Raw genomic sequence first — 21,047 nt, forward strand, 5'->3', positions numbered from 1 at the left:
GTTCGCGCAGCCGTCGTGCCCACTCTCGGGGCGGCGCTGCTCGTGGGTCTGCTGCCCGCGCAGTCGTTCGCGCTGCCGCCCGACCCGGCCGCGGCCGAGAAGGGCCGCGAGACCGTCAAGCTGGAGCCCCTCGACGAGGACGAGACCGTCGCCGGAGCGGTCGCCGAACCCGACCTTGAGACGCTGAAGGTCGACGTCCCTCCGGACCGGCAGCAGGCCCCGACGGGCACGGTCACCGCACCGGCGCCTGGCACGGGCTCGGTCACCTTCGGCTCGGCCGCGAGCGCGACGCCCGCATCGGCCGGTACGGCCGCGACCGCCCGAACAGTCGCCCTGACCCCCGTCGACAACCTCCCCGTCAGCCTCGGCCAGGCCCCGGACCAGTCGGCACCCACCGGCACCTGGCAGGTCCAGGTCTACGACCGCGCGGCCGCCGTGTCCCAGGGCGTCGACGGCACCGTCGTGAAGGTCCAGGCTCCCGCGACCGGCTCCGTGCCGATCTCGGTCAAGCTCGACTACGCGAAGTTCAAGAATCTCTACGGCGCCGACTGGGGGTCTCGCCTGCGCTTCGTCCAGTTCCCCGAGTGCTACCTGACCACGCCCGATGACGAGGCCTGCCAGGAGTACGAGGAGCTGGAGACCACCAACGACGTCCAGACCCAGTCGATCACCGCCACGGTCGACACGGCGGCGGACGGAACGGTCACCCCGGCTTCGGCGAAGAAGACGTCGACCGACGGACCGTCGGTCGCGCAGGCGTCCTACCGCACGTCGGCCACCGGAGTCACGTCGGCCACCGGGGTCACTCCGGTCGCCGCGACCGGCGACGCCGCCGTCGTCGGGGCGGTCGACTCCGGCGGCGGCGCCGGCGGCACGTTCAAGGCCACCCCGCTTGCCTCCAGCGGCAAGTGGTCGGCCGGCGGTTCGTCCGGCGCGTTCACCTGGTCGTACCCGCTGACGGTCCCGGCGGCCCCCGCAGGCCCGGCCCCGAACGTCGAGTTCAGCTACAACTCCCAGACCGTGGACGGCCGTACAGCCGTCGCCTCTCCCCAGTCCTCCTGGATCGGCGAGGGCTGGGACTACGACGCCGGTCACATCGAGCGCCGATACCGCGCCTGCCAGGACGACCGCAAGAAGATGAGGTCCGGCACCGCCAACAACACGGCCAAGAAGGACAAGACGTCCGACCTGTGCTGGGTGTCGCACAACGCGGTGATGTCCCTGGGCGGCAGGACGACGGAACTGGTGCGGGACGCCGCCTCCGGCAGCGACCCCGAGAAGGACACGGAGATCTACCGGCCCCAGAGCGACGACGGCACCCGCGTCGAGCACCGCGTCGGCGGCACCAACGGCGACAACAACGGCGAGTACTGGATCGTCACGACCACGGACGGCACGAAGTACTACTACGGGCTCAACCAGGTCGGCGGCGGTCACGCCGACACCGACTCCGTCTCCACCGTCCCCGTCTTCGGCAACCACCCCGGCGAGCCCTGCCACGCCACGGCCTTCGCCGACTCCCGCTGCGGCTCCGGCAAGAAGCAGGCCTGGCGCTGGGGCCTGGACAAGGTCGTCGACGTGCACGGCAACACCCTGGTCGTCACCTGGAAGCAGGAGACGAACCACTACGCGGTGAAGAAGAAGTTCAAGTCCCCCGAGCAGTACGACCGCTTCGCCTACCCGAAGACCATCGAGTACGGCATGCGCGCGGACCTGACCAAGCCGTCCGCGACCGTCGAGTTCGGTGTGGCGCAGCGCTGCCTGAAGTCGGCGACGGCCTGCGACGCGGCGAACTTCGCCAAGACCTCCGACCCGGGCGCGTACCGCCCCTGGTGGGACACCCCCGGCAACCTCAACTGCAAGGCGACGTCGAAGCTCTGCCCGGCCTTCCCCTCCTTCTGGACCCAGATGCGTCTGGACTCGGTCACGACGAAGGCGGCCCGAGCCGGCCAGACCGGCCTCGGCAAGGTGGACACGTACGAACTCCACCAGTCCTTCCCCGAAGACTGGTACTACACGTCCCCCGGCCTCTGGCTGAACTCGATCACCCGTCGCGGCTTCGCCCCGGGCGACACCACCGGCACGCTCCAGCACAAGGACGGCGTCAGCTTCGGCGAGTACACGGTCGGCTCCTCCTCGGAACTGAAGGGGCGCCTGAGGGACCGCCAGCTCCCCAACCTGGTGTCGAGCGGCCCGAAGGACCAGCGTCCGCCCTTCACCCGCCCCCGCATCGGCACGGTGGCCACCGAGCACGGCGGTGACATCGAGATCGAGTACAAGGGCGGCTGCGCGAGCGAGCCGTCCGAGGACAAGGGCAGGGACAACGCCACCTGCTACCCGGTCCGCTGGTCGCCGGACGGCGACGAGAAGAAGCCCGCGAAGTCCTGGTTCAACAAGTACGTCGTGCACTCCGTGACCGAGAACGACAAGGTCACCTCGCGGGGCAAGCTGATCTACACCCAGTACGACTACTCGGAACCCGCCTGGGCGAAGTCCGACGACGAGTTCACCCGGCCGTCCCTGCGCACGCACAGCGTCTGGCGCGGATACCGCCAGGTGGCGGTCACCAAGGGCAGCAGGACCACCACCTCCGCGGGAGTGCCGCAGGCGCAGTCGTATTCGGAGACGCGCTACTTCCAGGGCGTCGGCGGCGAGGTCAAGGACTCCACGGGCAAGTACACGCTTCTCACCGACGACGAACCGCAGTACGCGGGCATGGTGGCGGAGAGTCTCACCTACCTCGACTCGGACAAGGGCACGCCGAAGAAGCGCACCCTCACCTACCCGTGGTCGAAGCAGACCGCGTCCCGGTTCCGTGAGGCCGAGGACGGCGCGGACATGGATCCGCTCCTGGCCCATCGCAGTGGTGTGAAGCGTACGGACGAGATCCAGAAGGTCGGTGACAGCTGGCGGGCCGTCCGGACCCTGACGACCGTCGACGACACCTACGGCATCCCGGTCCAGGTCGAGACGGCGGTGGTCGAGCCGGACGGTTCCGGAGAAGCCCTCTCCGATCAGATCTGCACCAGGACGTCGTACGTGCACAACACGTCGGCCTGGCTCATCGGCCTGCCCAAGCAGCAGCGCACCACAGGCACCACCTGCGCGGCCCACGACATCGCCGACCCGGCCACGAAGCTGATCAGCGCGAGCCGGACCACCTACGACAACCAGTCCTACGGCGACGCCCCGACGAAGGGGCTGGTCACGGCCTCTGCCGGCGTGGACGGTGCCGGGACCTCGTACTCGGTCGTCACGAGGACGACGTACGACCCGCTGGGCCGGGTCCGTACCGTCGCCAAGCCGGGCGCCGGTACGACGGAGATGCAGTACACCCCGGGCGACGCGGGTGGTCCCGTCACCTCGGTGAAGGCGATCAACGCCAAGGGCCACGCGGTCACCACGACCTTCGACCCGGGCCGCAGCCTCGCGCTGACGGTCACGGACGCCAACGGCCGGGTCATCCGCAGCGAGTACGACGCCCTCGGCCGCTTCGTGAAGGGCTGGTCGCCGTCCCGCTCCTCGGGCTCCAAGTCACCGAACGTCGAGATCGAGTACCAGTCGGCGATCGCCACCTCGAAGGAGTCCCGTCCTGCCGCCGTCACCACCAAGTCACTGAAGGACGACGGAACTTACAGCCGCCAGGTGACGATCTACGACGGCCTGATGCGCCAGGTCCAGACCCAGTCGCAGGCACACGGCCCCGGCCGCGTCGTCACGGACACCACCTACAACGACCACGGCCTGGCCGACGAGCAGACCAGCGTCTACCTCGCGAAGAACGAGCCGGCCGCCGAACTCTTCTCGCCCAGGTCGAAGTCGCTCGTCCCGAGCCGGATCAAGCACCTCTACGACGGTCTGGAAAGGCCGGTCAGTCAGTCGACGTTCCACGACGAGAAGAAGGTGTACACGGCCAGGTCGGAGTACGGCGACACCTTCACCTCGGTGGACCCGGCCGGCTCGACGTCGCCGCGCGTCCGGACCGTCACGGACGCGCTCGGCCGCGTCACCTCGGTCGTCCACCACAAGGACGACAGCACGAGCGCCGGACGCACGACCACCTACGGGTACGACGACCGGGGCCTGCGCACCAGCGTCACCGACCCCGCCGGCAACGAGTGGACGTACACGTACGACGCCCGGGGCCGGGTCACCTCCACCACCGACCCGGACGTCGGCACGACCGACACCTGGTACGACGAGGCCGACCGGCCGTACAAGGTCACGGACGCGGAGAAGCGGACGACGTACACGGAGTACGACGAGCTGGGCAGGGTCAAGTTCGTCCGTGAGGGCTCGCAGACCGGCAACCCGGTCAAGTCGTTCACGTACGACTCCCTGTCGGGCGGTCTCGGCCAGCCGGTCGCCTCCACCAGGCACACCCTGAACGGCGACTACATCAGCCGCGTCACGGGCTATGACACGGAGTACCGTCCCACGGGTACGGAGACCGTGATCCCCGCGAACACCATGACGACGGGTGTCTCGGGCACGTACGCGTACAAGTACACGTACACGCAGACCGGAAAGCCGCAGACGGTCACGCTGCCCTCGGTGGGCGGTCTGGCCCAGGAGAAGGTCGTCACCCGCTACAACAGCGACGGCCTCACCGAGTCGACCTCGGGTCTCGCCTGGTACACGTCCGACGTCACCTACTCGCCGTACGGCGAACCCCTGCGGACGGTGTCCGGCTCCCAGCCGAACCGTGTGTGGACGACCAACTTCGTCGACCCCTACACCGGACGCCTCCAGCGCACGGTCGCGGACCGCGAGACCGCCGGTCCGCACCGCATCTCGGACAGCTCGTACTCGTACGACAAGTCCGGCGTCATCACGTCGAACGCCCGTCAGCTGTCGGACGCTTCGGGCGACACCTGGGACATGCAGTGCTTCACGTACGACGTGATGGGCGAGCTGGCCAACGCCTGGACGTCGAACATCACTCCCGCGGGCAACGGCACGGGTTGCAAGTCGGCGAACGGTACGACGTGGGGCCCGCGCACGGACTACGCGGCCTCGTCGGGCCCGGTCGCCGACGCGCCGGACACGGCGACGGACGCCTCCGCGCCGGACGCCTCGCTGAAGTCGACCCTGGCGGCCACGGCCCCGGCTGCCGCGACGGTCTCCACGGGCACCACCGCCTACCACCAGTCCTTCACCTTCGACTGGCTGGGCAACCGGGCCACCCTGACCGAGGCCGACCCGGCGGACGCGACCAAGAACGTCACCTACACGTACGGCTACAACGCCTCCAAGCAGCCGCACACGATGACGTCGATCGCGTCCAGCCCGGCGGGGCAGGGCAGCACGTACACGTACGACGCGGTGGGCAACACGAAACTCCGTGACCTGCCGGCCGGGGCCCAGGACCTGAAGTGGACCCTGGAGAACAAGCTCGACACGATCACGGTCGGCAGCAAGAAGACGACGTACGTCTACGACGCCACCGGCAACCGCCTGCTGGAGAACTCCCCCTCCGGTACGACGCTGTACCTGGGCGAGACGGAGGTGACGACGAGCAGCGCGGGCGCGATCACCCGCGCCTCCCGGTCCTACGCCCAGCCCGGCGCCCCGGTGGTGACCCGCACCACGACCAGCGGCGCGACGACGGGGCACCAGCTCTCGGCCCTCCTCGCGGACCACCTGGGCACGGCGAACACGGCGGTCGGCCTGGCGAGCGGCCAGGCGGTCACCCGCCGAGCCGCCAAGCCGTACGGCGAACTCCGCGGCCCGAAGCCGGCGTCGTGGCCCAACAAGCGCGGCTACATCGGCGTCGGCATCGAGGACACCACCACCGGCCTGACCCACATCGGCGCCCGCGAGTACGACCAGAACTCGGGCCGCTTCATCTCGGCGGACCCGATCATCGACATCGCGGACCCGCTGCAGATGAACGGGTACGCGTACTCCAACAACGGCCCGGTCTCGAACTCCGACCCCACGGGGCTGTGCCTGAGCTGTGGCGAGGGATATCCGATCGGCGGCACGGGCTCCAACGGAACCGAGAAGCGTTATGTGAGTGCTTCTCAGGGTGCTTCTCAGGGAGGGGGCGGGGTCGGTGTGCCGGGCTCATCCGGCGCCGGCTACACCGGACAACTTCCCAAGGCTGCGCACGGCGATGCGAATCAGATAGTACGCATCGAGAAAGATTGGTATTTGACTATCTATCCGGGCATCTACCTGCCGGTCGGACACAAGGACATCGATCGAATAGCGCGGGAGATCCGTCAGCAGATGACGGAGGCGTGCAGTGGCTTCGACTATTACTGCAATGCGCCGCAGGAGGATGGAACCGATCCCGGATCGTGGTCCCGTACGGTCCAAAAAATATATGCCTGCCCCAAGAGCTGTGATGGTGGAAAGCTGTGGCTTAATCCCGGCGACATGGGAGCCGCTGCGGCGGCTAGCGATTTGGCTGGTCTGGGTGCCGGCGCTGGCGCGAGAGGCATGGGTGGGGCCGTTTCCGGTAGGGCTAGGGTTTTCTCGGGCTGTAATAAATGCTTCCTGGCCGGAACAGACGTCCTCATGGCTGACGGCACCACCAAGGACATCGAGGACATCGAACTCGGCGACAAGGTTCATGCCACGGACCCGGAGACCGGCGAGACAGGGGCGCGTGAAGTCACCCGCCTCATCGTCACGGAGGACGACAAACACTTCAACGAACTCTCCATCGCCACGGAAGACGGCGTCGAACAGCTCACCGCGACCTACGAGCACCCCTTCTGGTCGCCGTCAGAGGACGACTGGATCGAAGCCGGCGACCTAGAGCCGGGCATGACCCTGCTCACTGACGAAGGCGACACGGTCATCGTCACCGGCAACCGTGCCTACACACAGCACGCCCGGACGTACAACCTCACCGTCGCCGACCTGCACACGTTCTATGTGTTGGCGGGCAACACGCCGGTGCTGGTCCACAACAGCCGGTGTCCGATGGCAAGCATGGCCGGGCCCCAGGGCGTCACTCTCTGGCTCCCCCAGGGCCGCAAGGCCGTGGCGACAGCCAACAACCTGAAGGGGTGGTTCTATGACATCAAGCCAGCCGAAGCCGCGGCTGTCGGATACCACAAGAGCGTCAGATACGTGCGTGTCATGGATCCGGTGACCAACGGGCCGCATCCACTCCCCAACGGCTATGTGAGCTATCTCAACGAAGGAGGCCAAATCATCAATCCAGTTACCGGAAAGACCGTGGTCAAGTCAGACCCCTTCTGGCATATTCCGATCCCATGACCCTCATGGATTATTTCTTCACCTCCCAGGATTACCGTCCGGCCCCTGAGGTCGTCGACTGGGACCCCCTGAAGGAACAAGACGCCCTGCAGGATGCGCAACTTCTGGATTGCAGGGTGTGTCCGACTGCGAATCGTGCGGCGCTGCTCTTCGACATGCGCACAGCGTCGTACTATCCAACGGGAAATTCCGCCCTTCTTGTGGTCCGCGGACTGCGATCGTTTCACTGGAGCGGAGAGCCTCAGCAGCAGAAACTAATGGCATTCTCCGTGATGTCCAGTCGGCCTTCTCGGGTCGTTGATGGCGGTTTGCGACTGGAACTGCAGTTCTTCCCTGGCGGCGATCAGTCTGTCAGTGGAGATCATGCGGACTTCTACCTTCTGGAAGCCCACGGGATCCCTGAAGCGCCACCGATCTACCCAGGGCATGATCTCGATCAGGTTCGGCATGATCTGCCCTCGTGGAACTCCGACTGCACAGTGCTGCAATCGACCACTACGAGCGGCAAGTGACACAGTGGTGACGCTGGAATCGGCTCGTCAAGGTTCTCCTTGGCGAGCCGGTTCACTTCAGGTCAACTGCGCCTTCTCCTTCTGCTGGGCCCAGTGGTTCACCCCACCCGGACCCCTGGATGTCACCGCGCCGGACCCCTGCCCCGACGAAGAGCAGAGATGAGGGACCGGCCCCCCCCGTCCCACCAGCCCTGCCGGCCCAGGGCCTTACGCGCCATCCGTTCCTGGCTGACCCCCACCGTCATCCTCCACCAGTGGTGGCAAGCCTGGGCGGACAAGGACCCAACCCTCGACCTCCGAACCTTGATCGACGCAGTCACCACCACACAGCATTGACCTCTACCGCCGGATTTAACGAACCACCGGTACGTCCCACTCTCGGCCACGGCCTGGCGGCCTATGGCTGGACCTGGCCATCGGCAACGTCATCGGCTCCGCGATTGCGGACCACCACCGCGCCGAGCTGGTGGTCGACGCGCTGCGGATGGCCCACGGCCGGGACGCCCGAACTCCGGATGCATCGTGCACAGCGACCGCGGAGTGAGTGCACCTCAGCTGAACTCTGCGGATGAATCAGCGCGTTGGGGCTTGGACAGAGCACCGGCGGGACTGGGTGCTGTTTCGGCAACGCTTCAGAAACCCATGGATCGGGTGATCAAGGTTGGCGGCACGGGCTGGCGACACTGACTTCGCTTATTCCCCCGGGGTATCGAGCACACGTATTGCACTGACGCTTTCGGTGTCGTTGCCGACAGGTGAGGTCAACTCGACGCGAGTGGTCGTGTGCGGTGGGTGCATATACCTCGGCGCGCCGTGTGAAGCAGGGCGGTGAGTCCCCGGGGCTGGAAGTTCAGTGTGACCGCTGGGTCGTCGGATTCACGAAGACGGATTGTTCCGTCGGGGGCTGTGAGCAGCTCTATGCAGTTGCTGGCTTCGCTACTGAATGAGGACTTCTGCCAGTGCAGTTCGGACATCGAGTGGTGGCCTTTCAGGGGGTTGAGATCATGGCGTGAATGAAGTTGCGAGAGGCAGCGGCGTCCAGTGCGAGGTCCTCCATGCGGCTCATGATCGTCCGGTATTTTTCCATCTGTGCCTCCGCGTGCAGGAATTCCGAACCGTGTTCCGTGTCGAGCTGCACGGTGTCCAATCGGGGATGCGGGCCGTGGGCGATGACCACCGTCTGGCCAGCGCCGGGGAAGATTCCCGCTGCGAACGGGAGCACCAGGACCGTCACGTGCTCACGCTCGCTCATCTCGGCGATGTGCGCCAGCTGTTTGCGCATGACTTCAGGGCCACCGAACTGCATGCGCAGGGCCGCCTCGTGGATGATCCCTGTGTACGGCTTCGGGTCGTCCGCATAGAGGACGCCTTGGCGCTTGATGCGGTGGGAAAGGCGGTGCTCGATCAAGGGTGGCGAGAGCGCCGGGACGTTCTGCTGGAAGACGAGGCGGCCGTAGTCCGGTGTCTGGAGTAGTCCCGGCAGGTGTGTGAACTGGACTGTGCGGAGCGCTGTCGAGTGCTCCTCCATTTCCGACAGGTCCAGCAGGACCGGTGGCAGGAGGTCGCGGTAGTCGTCCCACCAGTTGCGGGAGCGGCTTGCGGTCATGGCGGCCAGCGCCTCGACGTACGGCTCGTCGTCGCAGTCGTACCCAAGTGCGAACGCTCGAACTCGATCGGCGCTAACGCCGAATCTCCCGGACTCGATGTTGCTGATCCGGGCTGGATCGACGCCCAGCTTCTGGCCTGCCGCACGGGTGGACAGATCGGCGCGCTCGCGTAGTTTGCGCAGCTCGGCGCCTAGTCGTTGTTGCCTGGCGGTTGCTGTGGGCCTCGGTGGCACATCTGCTCCCATTCAGGAAGTTTCCACGTTCGGTAGCAGTATTGTAGCCACCTGATTTACGGTTGGTATCACATCAACTACCTACCGTGACATGACGTTCCCGGAAGTGCACCGCCCCTGCCTGCCCATGCAGAGCAGCGACTCGGCGGCAGAGCCACCGCATGCGTCACCTGACTGCCGTTTCTCTGTCCCCTATCCACCCCCCGTAGCTCAAAGAGGAGTTGCGTCCATGACCGAACTCGCCCTCAACGCCCCCTTTGTAGACTCCCCATTCGACACCGACTGGGAATACGCCCTCCGAATCCCCCACTCGCCCCTCGGCCCCGGCATCGTCCGCGCACATGTGCGAGCCGTACTCACCCGCTATCGAGCCGATCCCACCGTCCTCGACAACGTCCAACTCGTCGCCTCCGAGCTGGTCACGAACTCCCTTGCTCATACGAGGGATTCGGTTGCTGTACGGCTTCTGCGTGCCGACGGGCGGCTGCGGCTGAGCGTGTGGGACAGCAGCCCGTGTGCGCCGCGCGAGAGGCCGGGGCCGGGGCTCGACGCCGAGAGTGGGCGGGGGCTGTGGCTGTCGAGGGCGTGCGCTGACGAGTGGGGGCATTACCTCGTCGTCAACGGGCGCCGCAGCGGCGGTGGCAAGGAGGTGTGGGCGGAGTGGGGTTTCCCGGGCGTATAGGCGAGGGGGCCGCCCGTTCGCGGAGAACGGGCGGCCCCTCAGGAGCTATGGCTTCGGGATTAGGGGAAGCGCGGTGCACGGCCCCCTTGCTCAGGCCGTGCAGCCCCCCACCCGCCTGCTGCTCACCGCGATGTCGTCCATCCGCATCTCGAACGACGCCGGTGTCGGGCCCGCCTGGTACAGCTGCCAGCCCAGCTTGAGCTTGTCGAAGGTGGGGAAGGTGAAGTCGTCCGTCGTGCCGCCGTGGTTCTTCGTGGAGACGGTCAGGTCGGGCTGGGCCACGCCGTTCAGGTAGACCGTGACCCGGTTGTCCGTGGCATCCAGGTGGAACTCCGCGCACTGCCACTTCCCGGCCACCGCCGGCGCCGAGGTCTTCCAGTTCGTCCAGTCGCCCGTCGGGCCCAGGTCGGAGCCCACTCCCCAGAAGTTGCCCTTGTCGGTGGGGGCGTACTGGCCGCCGAGGGGGCGGACGAGGGTGGGAGAGTCGGCGCCGGAGGCCTCCGCGAGGGTCCAGTGGGCCCAGTCGGGGGCTGTGGGGAACTCGGTCACGCGCAGCCGCATCCGGGCCCAGAGGCTGTTGCCGGGCGGGGCGAGGTCGGGCAGGACGACGAAGGCGCGGCCGTTGCCCTCGGCGCGGAGGCGGAGTTCACGGCCGTGGCCGGCGGTGCCGCGCTCGACCGTCAGCGTGCCGTCGGAGGTGTCGGTGGTCCAGCCTCGGCCCTTGGTGACCGGGCCGAGGGGGAGACGGTTGAAGTTCTCCCGGACGAGGGTGCCGCCGTATGTGTCGTGGTGGACGGGCGTCGCCGAGGCTGTGGGGGGTATCGCGATCAGGATCGCGGCCGCGGCCGACAGTGCGGCCGCGGCTTTCCTCAGGATGGTCATGGGTTCAGTGTGTGATCAACAGCCTGATCTTTCCTACGAGTTGGACGCGATCCAGCCACACGCCACCTCCACTGCAGGAAACTATGGTCCAGGCTTAGATCCATCACCGTGTCGGTCGTCATCCCGGATGTGCCCGCTCGGAAGAACGGACGCGTCTCACCGTCACGCCCCCGGCGAGGAGGGCCCGTGGCGCCGTCGTGGTCGTGGCCGCGGTGGCGCAGGAGGGCGGTGCCGGGCTATGCCACCACCACCCGGGTCCCGTTGAAGTTCGCGACGATCTCCAGTTCTCCGCCCAGGGCCTCCACGTAAGCCGCGACCGTTCCCACCTCGGCGGACTCGGTCCTGCCGCGTTCGATGGCGGACACCCGTTCCTGTCGTACGTGCATACGGTCGGCCACCTCGCGCTGGGTGAGGCCGAGTTGCCTGCGCATCTCCGCCAGTCGGTGCGCGCGTGCCTCGGCGACCATTCGGCGGGCGCCCGCCATGATCGCGTCCAGGTCGTCGGCATCGAAGACCTCGTCCTTGACCTCGTCCCATGAGTGAAAGCTGGTCATCGCTCTGTCTCCTCGTGACGGCGGCGGGCCAGGTGGTCCAGCCACTCGGTATAGCGTTCCTCGGCCAAGGGGATCGCGCGGCGGTACCACGCCGTCCAGCGCCCCGCCTTGTCGCCCGCGACCAGGAGTACCGCGCTGCGCCTGGGATCGAAGGCGAAGAGAATCCTGATCTCGGTCTCTCCGGCCGAGCCCGGCCGCAGTTCCTTGAGGCGGTGCAGGCCGGCCCCCTTGATCCGGTCCACCAGGGGGCGTCCCAGGTCCGGGCCCTCCTCCACCAGTGCCTGAATCGCCTGGCCCACCAGTCGTGCCGTGGTGCGGTCGTCCTTGCGTAGCCTGTGCGGCCAGTCGCGCACCTCGCCGGTCATTTCAAGATGCCAGGCCATCAGCGATCACCGTGTAGTATGTGTACATACTAGTACTCTGGTGTACTGGATGCCATCCGGCCCGACAGTCCGACGCGGATCACCCGATGGGGTTGTCCTGTCTCGCAGGCCGCTCCCGCCCTGCCTCCAGTGCCACCCTTCGGGGCAACTCTTCCGCCGCACTCAGGGGTTGGTGTACCTGGCACCGGCTGTCCGTCGACTGCCTGGCATCGCCCGCACGCGCGGGCTGCCGCAGTCGGTTGCGGGCGGAGCGCTGGATCCCACGCCCCCCGCCGGGCCAGCGTCTTGTCCCCGGGTCGGCCGTCGGCAACGCCAACGGAAGTCGGAACGGGGGCGATGCGGGGAACGGAACCGCGCAGACCGGCTGACTCCCCCATGAGGGCGACCGTATGCTCGAAGTCATCCTCAGCAAGGCGATGCTGCTCGCCCTAGGGGCACGGGGATCACGTCCGAGGGATGTGACTCCGCCCACACGCGGGAGTCGGCGGGTGCCCGGCCGAAGTAACAACTTCTCTCCGGGCCCTTCCCTCCTGCAATATGACGGACAGCCCATATTCAGTTATTCAGCCGTTCCAGCCGTTCCAGCCGCTCAAGCAAACAACACGCAGGAGTCAGTACCGTGACCGAGCAGCCTCAGCAGCCCGCTCAGCCCCCGCAGCCGCCGCAGCCCGGATACGGGTACCCGGGCGCGGCCCCCGGCCAGCCGGGCGCCAACCCGTACGGGGCTCCGCAGGCCGGCGACCCGTACGGGGCTCCGGGCGGTTACCAGCAGCCGGGTGCGGGCCAGCCCGGTTACGGCTATCCGCAGCAGGGCGGTTACCCCCAGCAGGGCGGTTACCCCCAGGGCGGTGGCTACCAGGTGCCTCCGACGCCGGGCGGCGCGTACACCGGTGACCCCAACGCCCCGTACGGCTACGACCCTTACGGGCGCCCGTACTCCGACAAGTCGAAGATCGTCGCGGGCATCCTCTCGCTGTTCCTGGGTGCCTTCGGCGTCGGCCGCTTCTACATCGGGCATGTCGGCCTCGGCATCGCGCAGCTCCTCACCTGCGGCGGCCTCGGCATCTGGTCGCTCGTCGACGGCATCATCCTGCTGACGAGCAGCAACACCACGGACTCCAACGGACGTGTCCTGCGTGGCTGAGCGCGGCCTCACCACCCTCCGGCATCCGGCGGCGGCCCCCCTCGCGGTGGCCGCCGCCGGGCTGGCGGGCGCCGCGTACCTGTACGGCACCAACCCGCACGAGCCCGGCCAGGTGCTGCCCCAGTGCCCGTTCCGCTATGTCACGGGGCTTCTCTGCCCCGCCTGCGGCGGCACCCGCATGGTGTACGACCTGATGCACGGCCGGTTCGACGCCGCCTGGCACGACAACCGTGTCCTGCTGCTCGCCGCACCCTTCGCGCTCGCGCTGCTCGGCCGCTGGGCCGTCGAGGGTCTGCGCGGCCGCCGCTGGCGCCCCGAACTCAAGCCCCGCACCCAGGCCTTGATCCTGGGCATCGCGGTGACGTGGACGATCGTCCGCAACCTGCACTGAGCGGGACTGTGGGAGTGCAGAACCCCGTCGCGTTCCCGCTGTCGACCCCCGTAAATCCCTTACGCCCGCTTTATCTTGCCCAGTTGTAGCAAGTTGGCTGGAATCGGATCACGGAATCGGAACGATCGCCTGATTGCCCTCCCCTCCGTCCCTTGAACCTCACTACGCTGCAACGGCTACAGGGGGGATGACGGGGGACTACGTCGTGCTCGATCGGTTGGCCGGTATTTGCCGTGCCCGATCGCTGCCGGGCTTTTGCCGCGCCTTCTCTCCTGGACTCCCCCCGAAGCAATCCGCTTCGGTCATTCAGTTCGGTACATCCAGGAGTTATTTCCATGACCGTCCCCACCCCTGACGCTCCCTTCGGCCACGACCCGCAGGGGCGCCCCTACTCCGACAAGTCGAAGATCGTCGCCGGCATTCTGCAGCTCTTCCTCGGCACGCTCGGCATCGGTCGCTTCTACGTCGGTTCCGTCGGCGTGGGCGTCGCCCAGCTCCTCACCTGCGGTGGTCTGGGCTTCTGGTCCCTGATCGACGGCATCCTGTTCCTCACGAGCAACGACCGCACCGACGCCCAGGGCCGTGTCCTGCGCGGCTGATCGCGTTGCTGATCACCTCGGGGTGATCGACCGAAGGGCCTCGTCCGCCCGGAGCTTCCCTCTGAGCTCCGCGCGGGGACGAGGCCCTCGTGCGTGGGGACGAAGCCCTGGTGGGCGGGGCGTGCGCACGCCCGCGCGTGCGCCAAGTGGCGCGTGCATGACGGAGGGCCCGCAGGTCACCTGCGGGCCCTCCGTCATGCGTTGTGGCGGCGGATCAGAAGCGGCGCGTGATGAGCGCCCGCTTCACCTCCTGGATCGCCTTGGTGACCTCGATACCGCGCGGGCAGGCGTCCGTGCAGTTGAACGTCGTGCGGCAACGCCACACGCCGTCACGGTCGTTGAGGATCTCCAGCCGCTGCTCCCCGGCCTCGTCACGCGAGTCGAAGATGAAACGGTGGGCGTTGACGATCGCGGCCGGACCGAAGTACTGGCCGTCGTTCCAGAACACCGGGCACGAAGACGTGCACGCGGCGCAGAGGATGCACTTCGTGGTGTCGTCGAAGCGCTCGCGGTCCTCGGCGGTCTGGAAGCGCTCACGCGTCGGCTCGTTGGTGTCCTTCGTGATCAGGAAGGGCATCACGTCCCGGTACGCCTGGAAGAACGGTTCCATGTCCACGACGAGGTCCTTGAGGACCGTGAGGCCCTTGATGGGCTCGACCGTGATCGGCTTCTCGGGGTTGATGTCCTTGATCAGTGTCTTGCAGGCCAGACGGTTCTTGCCGTTGATCCGCATGGCGTCCGAACCGCAGATGCCGTGCGCGCAGGATCGGCGGAACGTCAGCGTGCCGTCGACGTCCCACTTGATCTTGTGGAGACCGTCGAGGACGCGCTCCTTGGGATCGATCTCCAGCTGGAAGTCCTGCCAGGTCGCCTCGGCCGAGACTTCGGAGTTGAAGCGACGGATGCGGAAGGTGACAGTGATGTACGGGGAGTCGGCGAAACCGGGCTCGGGGCTGCCTGCCGCGTCCGCCTTGTCCAGGGTCGGGGTTGCCATCAGTACTTACGCTCCATCGGCTGGTAGCGGGTCTGGACGACCGGCTTGTAGTCGAGGCGGACGGTCTCGGAGCCGTCGTCGCCGACCTCGCGGTACGCCATGGTGTGACGCATGAAGTTGACGTCGTCGCGGTTCGGGTAGTCCTCGCGGTAGTGACCGCCGCGGGACTCCTTGCGCGCGAGCGCCGACACGGCCATGACCTCGGCCAGGTCGAGCAGGTTGCCCAGCTCGACGGCCTCCAGGAGGTCGGTGTTGAACCGGCGGCCCTTGTCCTGGATCGCCACGTTCTTGTAGCGGGCCCGCAGCTCGGCGATCTTCTCGACGGCCGTCTTGATCGTCTGCTCGGTGCGGAACACCATGACGTTGGCGTCCATGGTCTCCTGCAGCTCGCGCCGCAGCTCCGCCACGCGCTCGTTGCCCGTGGACGAGCGCAGCCGCTCGATCTGCTCGACGACCAGCGACTCCGGGTTCTCCGGCAGCTCGACGAAGTCGGCCGTCCGGGAGGCGTAGTCGGCGGCGGCGATGCCCGCCCGCTTGCCGAACACGTTGATGTCGAGCAGCGAGTTCGTGCCGAGGCGGTTGGCGCCGTGCACGGAGACGCAGGCGACCTCGCCGGCGGCGTACAGGCCCGGGACGACGGTGGTGTTGTCGATCAGGACCTCACCCTGGACGTTCGTCGGGATGCCGCCCATGGCGTAGTGCGCGGTCGGCTGGATCGGGATCGGGTCCGTGTAGGGCTCGATACCGAGGTACGTCCGCGCGAACTCGGTGATGTCCGGGAGCTTGGCGTCGAGCTGCTCCGGCGGGAGGTGCGTGAGGTCGAGGTAGACGTGGTCGCCCTCGGGACCGCAGCCGCGGCCCTCGCGGATCTCCGTGTAGATGGAGCGGGAGACGACGTCACGGGACGCGAGGTCCTTCATGACCGGCGCGTACTTCTCCATGAAGCGCTCGCCGTCCTTGTTGCGGAGGATGCCGCCCTCACCGCGGGCGCCCTCCGTCAGCAGGATGCCCATGCGCCAGATGCCGGTCGGGTGGAACTGGAAGAACTCCATGTCCTCCAGCGGCAGCCCGCGACGGTAGACGGCCGCCTGGCCGTCACCGGTCAGGGTGTGCGCGTTCGACGTCACCTTGAAGAACTTGCCGGTGCCGCCGGACGCGTAGATCACGGCCTTCGCCTGGAAGATGTGGATCTCACCGGTGGCGAGTTCGTACGCGACGACGCCGGCCGACTTCTTGACGCCGTCGACCTCGGTGATCAGCTGGTCCAGGACGTAGAACTCGTTGAAGAACTCCACGCCGTGCTTGACGCAGTTCTGGTACAGCGTCTGGAGGATCATGTGGCCGGTGCGGTCGGCCGCGTAGCAGGAGCGGCGGACCGGGGCCTCGCCGTGGTTCCGGCTGTGACCGCCGAAGCGGCGCTGGTCGATCGTGCCGTTCGGGGTGCGGTTGAACGGCAGGCCCATCTTCTCCAGGTCGAGGACGGAGTCGATGGCCTCCTTCGCCAGGATCTCGGCGGCGTCCTGGTCGACCAGGTAGTCACCGCCCTTGACCGTGTCGAAGGTGTGCCACTCCCAGTTGTCCTCCTCCACGTTGGCGAGCGCGGCGGCCATGCCGCCCTGCGCGGCGCCCGTGTGGGAGCGGGTGGGGTACAGCTTGGTCAGCACGGCGGTGCGGCTGCGCTGCGTCGACTCGATGGCCGCGCGCATACCGGCGCCGCCGGCGCCGACGATGACGGTGTCGTACTTGTGGATCTTCATGATCGGTTGCCTCAGCCCCGTGCCTAGCGGATGTTCGGGTCGAAGGTGAAGATCACCAGCGTGCCCAGCAGGATGGTGAACACCGTGGCGGTGTAGAGCAGGCCCTTCAGCCACAGGCGGGTGTTCGGACGCTCCGCGTAGTCGTTGATGACCGTACGCAGGCCGTTCGCGCCGTGCAGCATCGCGAGCCACAGCATCAGCAGGTCCCAGGTCTGCCAGAACGGGGACGCCCAGCGGCCGGCGACGAACGCGAAGCCGATCTTGGAGACGCCGCCGTCGAGGACGAGCTGGATGATCAGGTGGCCGATGACCAGGACGACCAGGACGATGCCGGACAGGCGCATGAACAGCCATGCGGCCATCTCGAAATTGCCGCGGGTCGACTTCGGGGACTTCTTGGTGCGCTTGCGGGGCGGCTCGATGAAGGGGGCCGGGTTGTCGGGGCTGTAGCCCGACAGCTCTCCGGCGCCCTCGACGGGGCCGATGCCGGACGCGGCGGTTTCAGTGGTGGACATCTGCCTCAGCTCCCGAAGACTTCACGGACGGCGTGGCCGAGGACGGGGTACAGGGCCCCGATCATCAGCACGAGCCAGATGCCGACGACCGACCACAGCATCGTCTTCTGGTGACGGGGGCCGTTGGACCAGAAGTCGACGGCGATGACCCGAAGACCGTTGAGCGCGTGGAAGAGGATGGCGGCGACGAGGCCGTACTCCAGCAGCGCGACGATCGGCGTCTTGTACGTGGCCACGACCTTGTCGTAGGCGTCTGGGGAGACACGGACGAGAGCGGTGTCCAGCACGTGTACGAACAGGAAGAAGAAGATGAGGACGCCGGTGACTCGATGAGCCACCCAGGACCACATTCCTTCCCGGCCGCGGTACAGCGTTCCAGCCGGCACGGAAGAACCCTCCGGGAGCGGGGATTGGGGCCGGCCGGCTTGCTTGTCGGTCTGACCCGGCCGGGTACGGTCCACCGGCCCCGGCCATGGTAGCGACGTCGTTGCACTTGGCTTAAGCCGGGAGGGTTGGTGTGATCAAACTGGCATACAAAGGTGCACGTAAGGGTGAGTAGTGGGCGGCATCCGGGGTGGGGGTGCTGGCGGCATCCCGGGGTGGGGGTGCTGGTGGGGTGCCGGGTGCGGGTTCGGTGGGGGCTGGTCGCGCGGTTCCCCGCGCCCCTGAGGCGATCCCGCCGTCACCCGCGGCCCCTAGGCGCTGCGAGGTTCCACGCGTCCTCGAAAACATCGCGCAGTTCCCCGCGCCCCAAGAGGTTGCGCCGCTCCTCGCGGCCCGAAGACGCCATGCCGTTCCCCGCGCGCCCCAGTATTGCGGCGCCCCCGCGCCCCCGAGAGGCTGTGGGGTTCCTGGCGCCCCTGGGGACTGCGCAGTCCCCCGCTCCTGCGAAGGGCGCTCAGCCCTCCGTGCCCTAGAAGATCGCGCGGTTCCCCGCGCCCCTGGTGAGGTGGCTGGTCAGGCGTTCTCTTGCCAGGCGGCGTAGTTCCTCGGCCACCACCACGCGCTCCTCCTCCGGGTCGTTCGAGAGGCGGGAGCGGATGCCCTCCAGGGTGCGGTCGAGGAGTTCGTCGGGGCGGGTGGTGGCCCCGGAGATCACGAAGACGTGGCCGAAGCGGGCCTCGTAGGCGGCGTGGGCGGCGTTCAGGGCGGTGTGGGCCACGCCGTAGGTGTCGTCGGGAAGGGGCGGAAGGGTCTCGCAGGCCAGCGCCTCCGCCAGGTCGGCCGCCGTGAGGTCGTACGCCGCCTCGTCCGACGCGGCGAGCAGGGCGTCGAGGTCGGGGTAGGGGCGGTGGTCGGTGAGGCGGTGGGCCCAGCGGAGGCTGCGAAGGCAGGTGAGGAGGATCTGGCGGGCGGTGTCGGCGGGGGCGTGGTTGAACCGCTCCAGGGCCGACGGGCCGGGCGTACGGACCTGCTCCGGTATGGCGACCTGGCCGGGGAGGCGGGGGAGGCGGTGCGGAGGCAGCGTGGTTCCTCGGCGGTGCGTAGGGGTCGGCTGGGCAGGTTGTGCGAAAGGTGCCACCACGTTATCGAGGCGGGTCATGGGCTATCCGTTCGATGCCCGAAATTCACCCGAACGGGAGAGTTTCGGAACCTGTGGTGGACTGATGGGACGGTGGAACGTCGTAGGTTCGAGAAAGGGCTCGGAAGAGAGCCGGGCGTGTCGAGAGAGCCGAGAGAGCCGAGAGAGTCGGGACAGGACCGGGGGAAGGTGCGGGCGAGAGGTGCGTGAGTTGTCGTGGATGCTGACCGGGATCGGGACCGGGGGCGCGTCGTGAACCGAGGCCGGCGCAGGGCACCCCGCAGGAAGACGGCGATCACCTCGAAAGGGTTGCTCCTGGGTACGGGAGCCGTCCTGGCGGGCGGCGCGGTCGCGGTGGCCGTGACCGTGTGGCCGGGCGACGGGACACGCACGCCCAGCGGCTCGGAGCCGTCGCGGGCGGGCTCGTCCGTGAACGCCGCCGAGAAGGCCCCCTCCGCGTCCCCGTCCCCCTCGCGCTCGTACCCGCTGTCCCAGAAACCGCGGACCATCCCCGCCGTACGGCAGCACGAGGCCGCCCGCGGCCCCGGCTGGAAGCCCGCCGACGGCGGCCGGGTCGTCGTACGGAACGCGGCGCTCGCCGACGAGGGGCGGCTGACCGCCGGGGAGCTGGGGCTGGCCTACGCGGGGGACGCGCGCCCCCGCGCCGGGGACGTGGAGCTGGCGCTGACCGGGGCCGGCCGGCCGGGGTCGGAGGCGTACACACTGACGGTGAAGGACCGGCGGGTACGGATCGCCGCGCCCGCCGAGGCAGGCGTCTTCTACGGGACGCGCACCCTGAAGCAGGAGGTGCGCGGCGGCGGTACGGCACCCGAGGGCGTCGTCCGCGACGAGCCGGCCAAGCCGCAGCGCGGGTTCATGCTCGACATCGCGCGCAAGCACTTCACGGCGGGCTGGATCGAGGACCGCGTCCGTGAGCTGGGCGACCTGAAGTACAACCAGCTCGGGCTGCACTTCTCCGACGACCAGGGCTTCCGCATCGCCTCCACGAGCCACCCCGAGGTGGTGTCGGACCAGCACCTCACCAAGGCCCAGGTGCGGAAGATCCTGGACCTCGCGAAGAGCCGGCACATCCAGGTCGTACCGGAGATCGACTCCCCCGGGCATCTGGGTGCCGTGATCGCGGGCAATCCGGGGCTGCAGTTGCGCAACGCCCAGGGCGTGGCCGCGAGCGGGGCCGTCGACATCTCCAACCCGAGGTCGGCCGTGGTCGTGGACGAGCTGCTCGACGAGTACGCCGGTCTCTTCGACGGCGCGTACTGGCATCTCGGCGGGGACGAGTACCGGGCGCTGATGGCGTCGAACCCCGAGGCGTCCTATCCGCAGCTGGCCGCCGCCGCGCGGCAGAAGTACGGCGCCGGCGCGACCGTCGCCGACCTCGCGACCGGCTGGCTCAACGACCGCGCCAAGGTGATGCGCGGCCACGACCGGACCGTGCGGGCCTGGAACGACGGGTTCTTCCGGGGCGGCTCGGTCCAGGCGGACAAGTCGATCCAGGTCGCGTACTGGACGGGCAAGGAGATCGGGGCCCGGCAGCCCGTCGAGTATCTGAGCGCCGGGCGGCAGGTGATCAACTACAACGACGAGTACCTGTACTACGTCCTCGGCGAGCCCAACCAGTTCTTCTACCCGACCGGACAGCGCATCTACGAGTCCTGGACGCCACGGGTGCTGCGCGGCACGACCGCCGTTCCGGCCCGGTACGACGACCAGATCCTCGGCGGGTCGTTCGCCGTCTGGTGCGACCTCGCGAACCGGCAGACCGAGGCGCAGGTCGCGGCGGGCGTGCGGATGCCGCTGCGGGCGCTGTCGCAGAAGCTGTGGGACCCGGGGAAGCCGACGCTGAGCTGGGCGCAGTTCCGGGAGCTGGCGGGGAAGGTGAGCTGAGGCGGTGGTGGGGCGCGTCGCCGGTGAATCGAATGGACGGGCGGGGCGGGGAAACCGTATGTTCCGCGTGTTCTGATCGCCGAGTGCGAGGGTCTGGGGAGGACCGCGTTCGGCGCGCGTTCCGATCACAC

At 68.0% G+C, this 21,047-nt stretch carries 17 protein-coding genes and 1 pseudogene; 8 read left to right on the forward strand and 10 right to left on the reverse strand.

Annotation, left to right across the window (positions count from 1 at the left end):
* Positions 1–15: 15 nt before the first annotated feature.
* The 3 genes and pseudogenes from STRBO_RS0105435 to STRBO_RS45860 form a co-directional block, all read left to right on the forward strand.
* Entirely contained in the window at positions 16–7,236 is a 7,221-nt protein-coding gene (locus STRBO_RS0105435) for a polymorphic toxin-type HINT domain-containing protein (protein WP_020113892.1), read from the forward strand.
* A complete protein-coding gene (locus STRBO_RS43395) occupies positions 7,233–7,748 on the forward strand; it encodes a hypothetical protein (RefSeq protein ID WP_158690969.1) in 516 nt (171 codons plus the stop codon). Before STRBO_RS0105435 ends, STRBO_RS43395 begins: the two co-directional genes overlap by 4 nt.
* 61 nt (positions 7,749–7,809) lie before the next feature.
* Positions 7,810–8,077: pseudogene (locus STRBO_RS45860) on the forward strand (IS701 family transposase); the annotation flags it as partial.
* Positions 8,078–8,509: 432 nt separating this feature from the next.
* Here the strand turns inward: STRBO_RS45860 and STRBO_RS41385 are convergent.
* Positions 8,510–8,722: a DUF397 domain-containing protein gene (locus tag STRBO_RS41385; protein ID WP_078531458.1), complete on the reverse strand. Its 213-nt coding sequence runs from the start codon at positions 8,720–8,722 to the stop codon at positions 8,510–8,512.
* A gap of 14 nt (positions 8,723–8,736) precedes the next feature.
* The gene (locus STRBO_RS0105450; protein WP_005481027.1) at positions 8,737–9,600 is read right to left on the reverse strand and encodes a helix-turn-helix domain-containing protein; all 864 of its coding nucleotides are present in this window, start codon (positions 9,598–9,600) and stop codon (positions 8,737–8,739) included.
* A 217-nt stretch (positions 9,601–9,817) separates the two neighbouring features.
* Here STRBO_RS0105450 and STRBO_RS0105455 point away from each other — a divergent pair, with 217 nt between their 5' ends.
* Positions 9,818–10,270 (forward strand): ATP-binding protein, encoded by a 453-nt coding sequence (locus tag STRBO_RS0105455; RefSeq protein WP_005481025.1) that lies wholly within the window; start codon positions 9,818–9,820, stop codon positions 10,268–10,270.
* A gap of 90 nt (positions 10,271–10,360) precedes the next feature.
* Here the strand turns inward: STRBO_RS0105455 and STRBO_RS0105460 are convergent, their stop codons facing one another.
* The 3 genes from STRBO_RS0105460 to STRBO_RS0105470 all read right to left on the reverse strand — a co-directional run bounded on the left by STRBO_RS0105460 (position 10,361) and on the right by STRBO_RS0105470 (position 12,089).
* Positions 10,361–11,152, reverse strand: a complete 792-nt coding sequence (locus STRBO_RS0105460) for a LamG domain-containing protein (protein WP_005481024.1) — start codon at positions 11,150–11,152, stop codon at positions 10,361–10,363.
* Positions 11,153–11,388: 236 nt separating this feature from the next.
* The gene (locus STRBO_RS0105465; protein WP_005481022.1) at positions 11,389–11,706 is read right to left on the reverse strand and encodes a helix-turn-helix domain-containing protein; all 318 of its coding nucleotides are present in this window, start codon (positions 11,704–11,706) and stop codon (positions 11,389–11,391) included.
* Positions 11,703–12,089 (reverse strand): type II toxin-antitoxin system RelE/ParE family toxin, encoded by a 387-nt coding sequence (locus tag STRBO_RS0105470; RefSeq protein ID WP_028796472.1) that lies wholly within the window; start codon positions 12,087–12,089, stop codon positions 11,703–11,705. Before STRBO_RS0105470 ends, STRBO_RS0105465 begins: the two co-directional genes overlap by 4 nt.
* 619 nt (positions 12,090–12,708) lie before the next feature.
* On the opposite strand from STRBO_RS0105470, the gene STRBO_RS0105475 reads away from it, so the two are divergent.
* From STRBO_RS0105475 to STRBO_RS0105485, 3 genes are all read left to right on the forward strand, one after another.
* On the forward strand, positions 12,709–13,233 hold the full coding sequence (locus STRBO_RS0105475) for a TM2 domain-containing protein (protein WP_005481020.1): 525 nt from the start codon (positions 12,709–12,711) through the stop codon (positions 13,231–13,233).
* Positions 13,226–13,624, forward strand: a complete 399-nt coding sequence (locus STRBO_RS0105480; protein ID WP_020113896.1) for a DUF2752 domain-containing protein — start codon at positions 13,226–13,228, stop codon at positions 13,622–13,624. Before STRBO_RS0105475 ends, STRBO_RS0105480 begins: the two co-directional genes overlap by 8 nt.
* Before the next feature lie 335 nt (positions 13,625–13,959).
* On the forward strand, positions 13,960–14,223 hold the full coding sequence (locus STRBO_RS0105485) for a TM2 domain-containing protein (protein ID WP_005481016.1): 264 nt from the start codon (positions 13,960–13,962) through the stop codon (positions 14,221–14,223).
* Positions 14,224–14,437: 214 nt separating this feature from the next.
* On the opposite strand, the gene STRBO_RS0105490 is transcribed toward STRBO_RS0105485, so the two are convergent.
* The 5 genes from STRBO_RS0105490 to STRBO_RS0105510 form a co-directional block, all read right to left on the reverse strand.
* The gene (locus STRBO_RS0105490) at positions 14,438–15,217 is read right to left on the reverse strand and encodes a succinate dehydrogenase iron-sulfur subunit (RefSeq protein WP_005481014.1); all 780 of its coding nucleotides are present in this window, start codon (positions 15,215–15,217) and stop codon (positions 14,438–14,440) included.
* The gene (gene sdhA, locus STRBO_RS0105495) at positions 15,217–16,974 is read right to left on the reverse strand and encodes a succinate dehydrogenase flavoprotein subunit (protein WP_005481012.1); all 1,758 of its coding nucleotides are present in this window, start codon (positions 16,972–16,974) and stop codon (positions 15,217–15,219) included. Before sdhA ends, STRBO_RS0105490 begins: the two co-directional genes overlap by 1 nt.
* 23 nt (positions 16,975–16,997) lie before the next feature.
* Positions 16,998–17,489: a succinate dehydrogenase hydrophobic membrane anchor subunit gene (locus STRBO_RS0105500; protein WP_005481010.1), complete on the reverse strand. Its 492-nt coding sequence runs from the start codon at positions 17,487–17,489 to the stop codon at positions 16,998–17,000.
* 5 nt (positions 17,490–17,494) lie between these two features.
* Positions 17,495–17,875 carry a succinate dehydrogenase, cytochrome b556 subunit gene (gene sdhC, locus STRBO_RS0105505; RefSeq protein WP_078531457.1) on the reverse strand — a complete coding sequence of 127 codons (381 nt, stop codon included), beginning with the start codon at positions 17,873–17,875 and terminating at the stop codon, positions 17,495–17,497.
* A 527-nt stretch (positions 17,876–18,402) separates the two neighbouring features.
* Complete coding sequence (locus tag STRBO_RS0105510) at positions 18,403–19,032, reverse strand: 2-oxo-4-hydroxy-4-carboxy-5-ureidoimidazoline decarboxylase (RefSeq protein WP_020113897.1); 630 nt, start codon at positions 19,030–19,032, stop codon at positions 18,403–18,405.
* A gap of 288 nt (positions 19,033–19,320) precedes the next feature.
* Between STRBO_RS0105510 and STRBO_RS0105515 the strand changes: the two genes are divergently transcribed.
* Positions 19,321–20,916, forward strand: a complete 1,596-nt coding sequence (locus STRBO_RS0105515) for a beta-N-acetylhexosaminidase (protein ID WP_005481004.1) — start codon at positions 19,321–19,323, stop codon at positions 20,914–20,916.
* Positions 20,917–21,047 lie beyond the last annotated feature (131 nt).

Source organism: Streptomyces bottropensis ATCC 25435 (genome assembly GCF_000383595.1).
Lineage (GTDB): Bacteria > Actinomycetota > Actinomycetes > Streptomycetales > Streptomycetaceae > Streptomyces > Streptomyces bottropensis.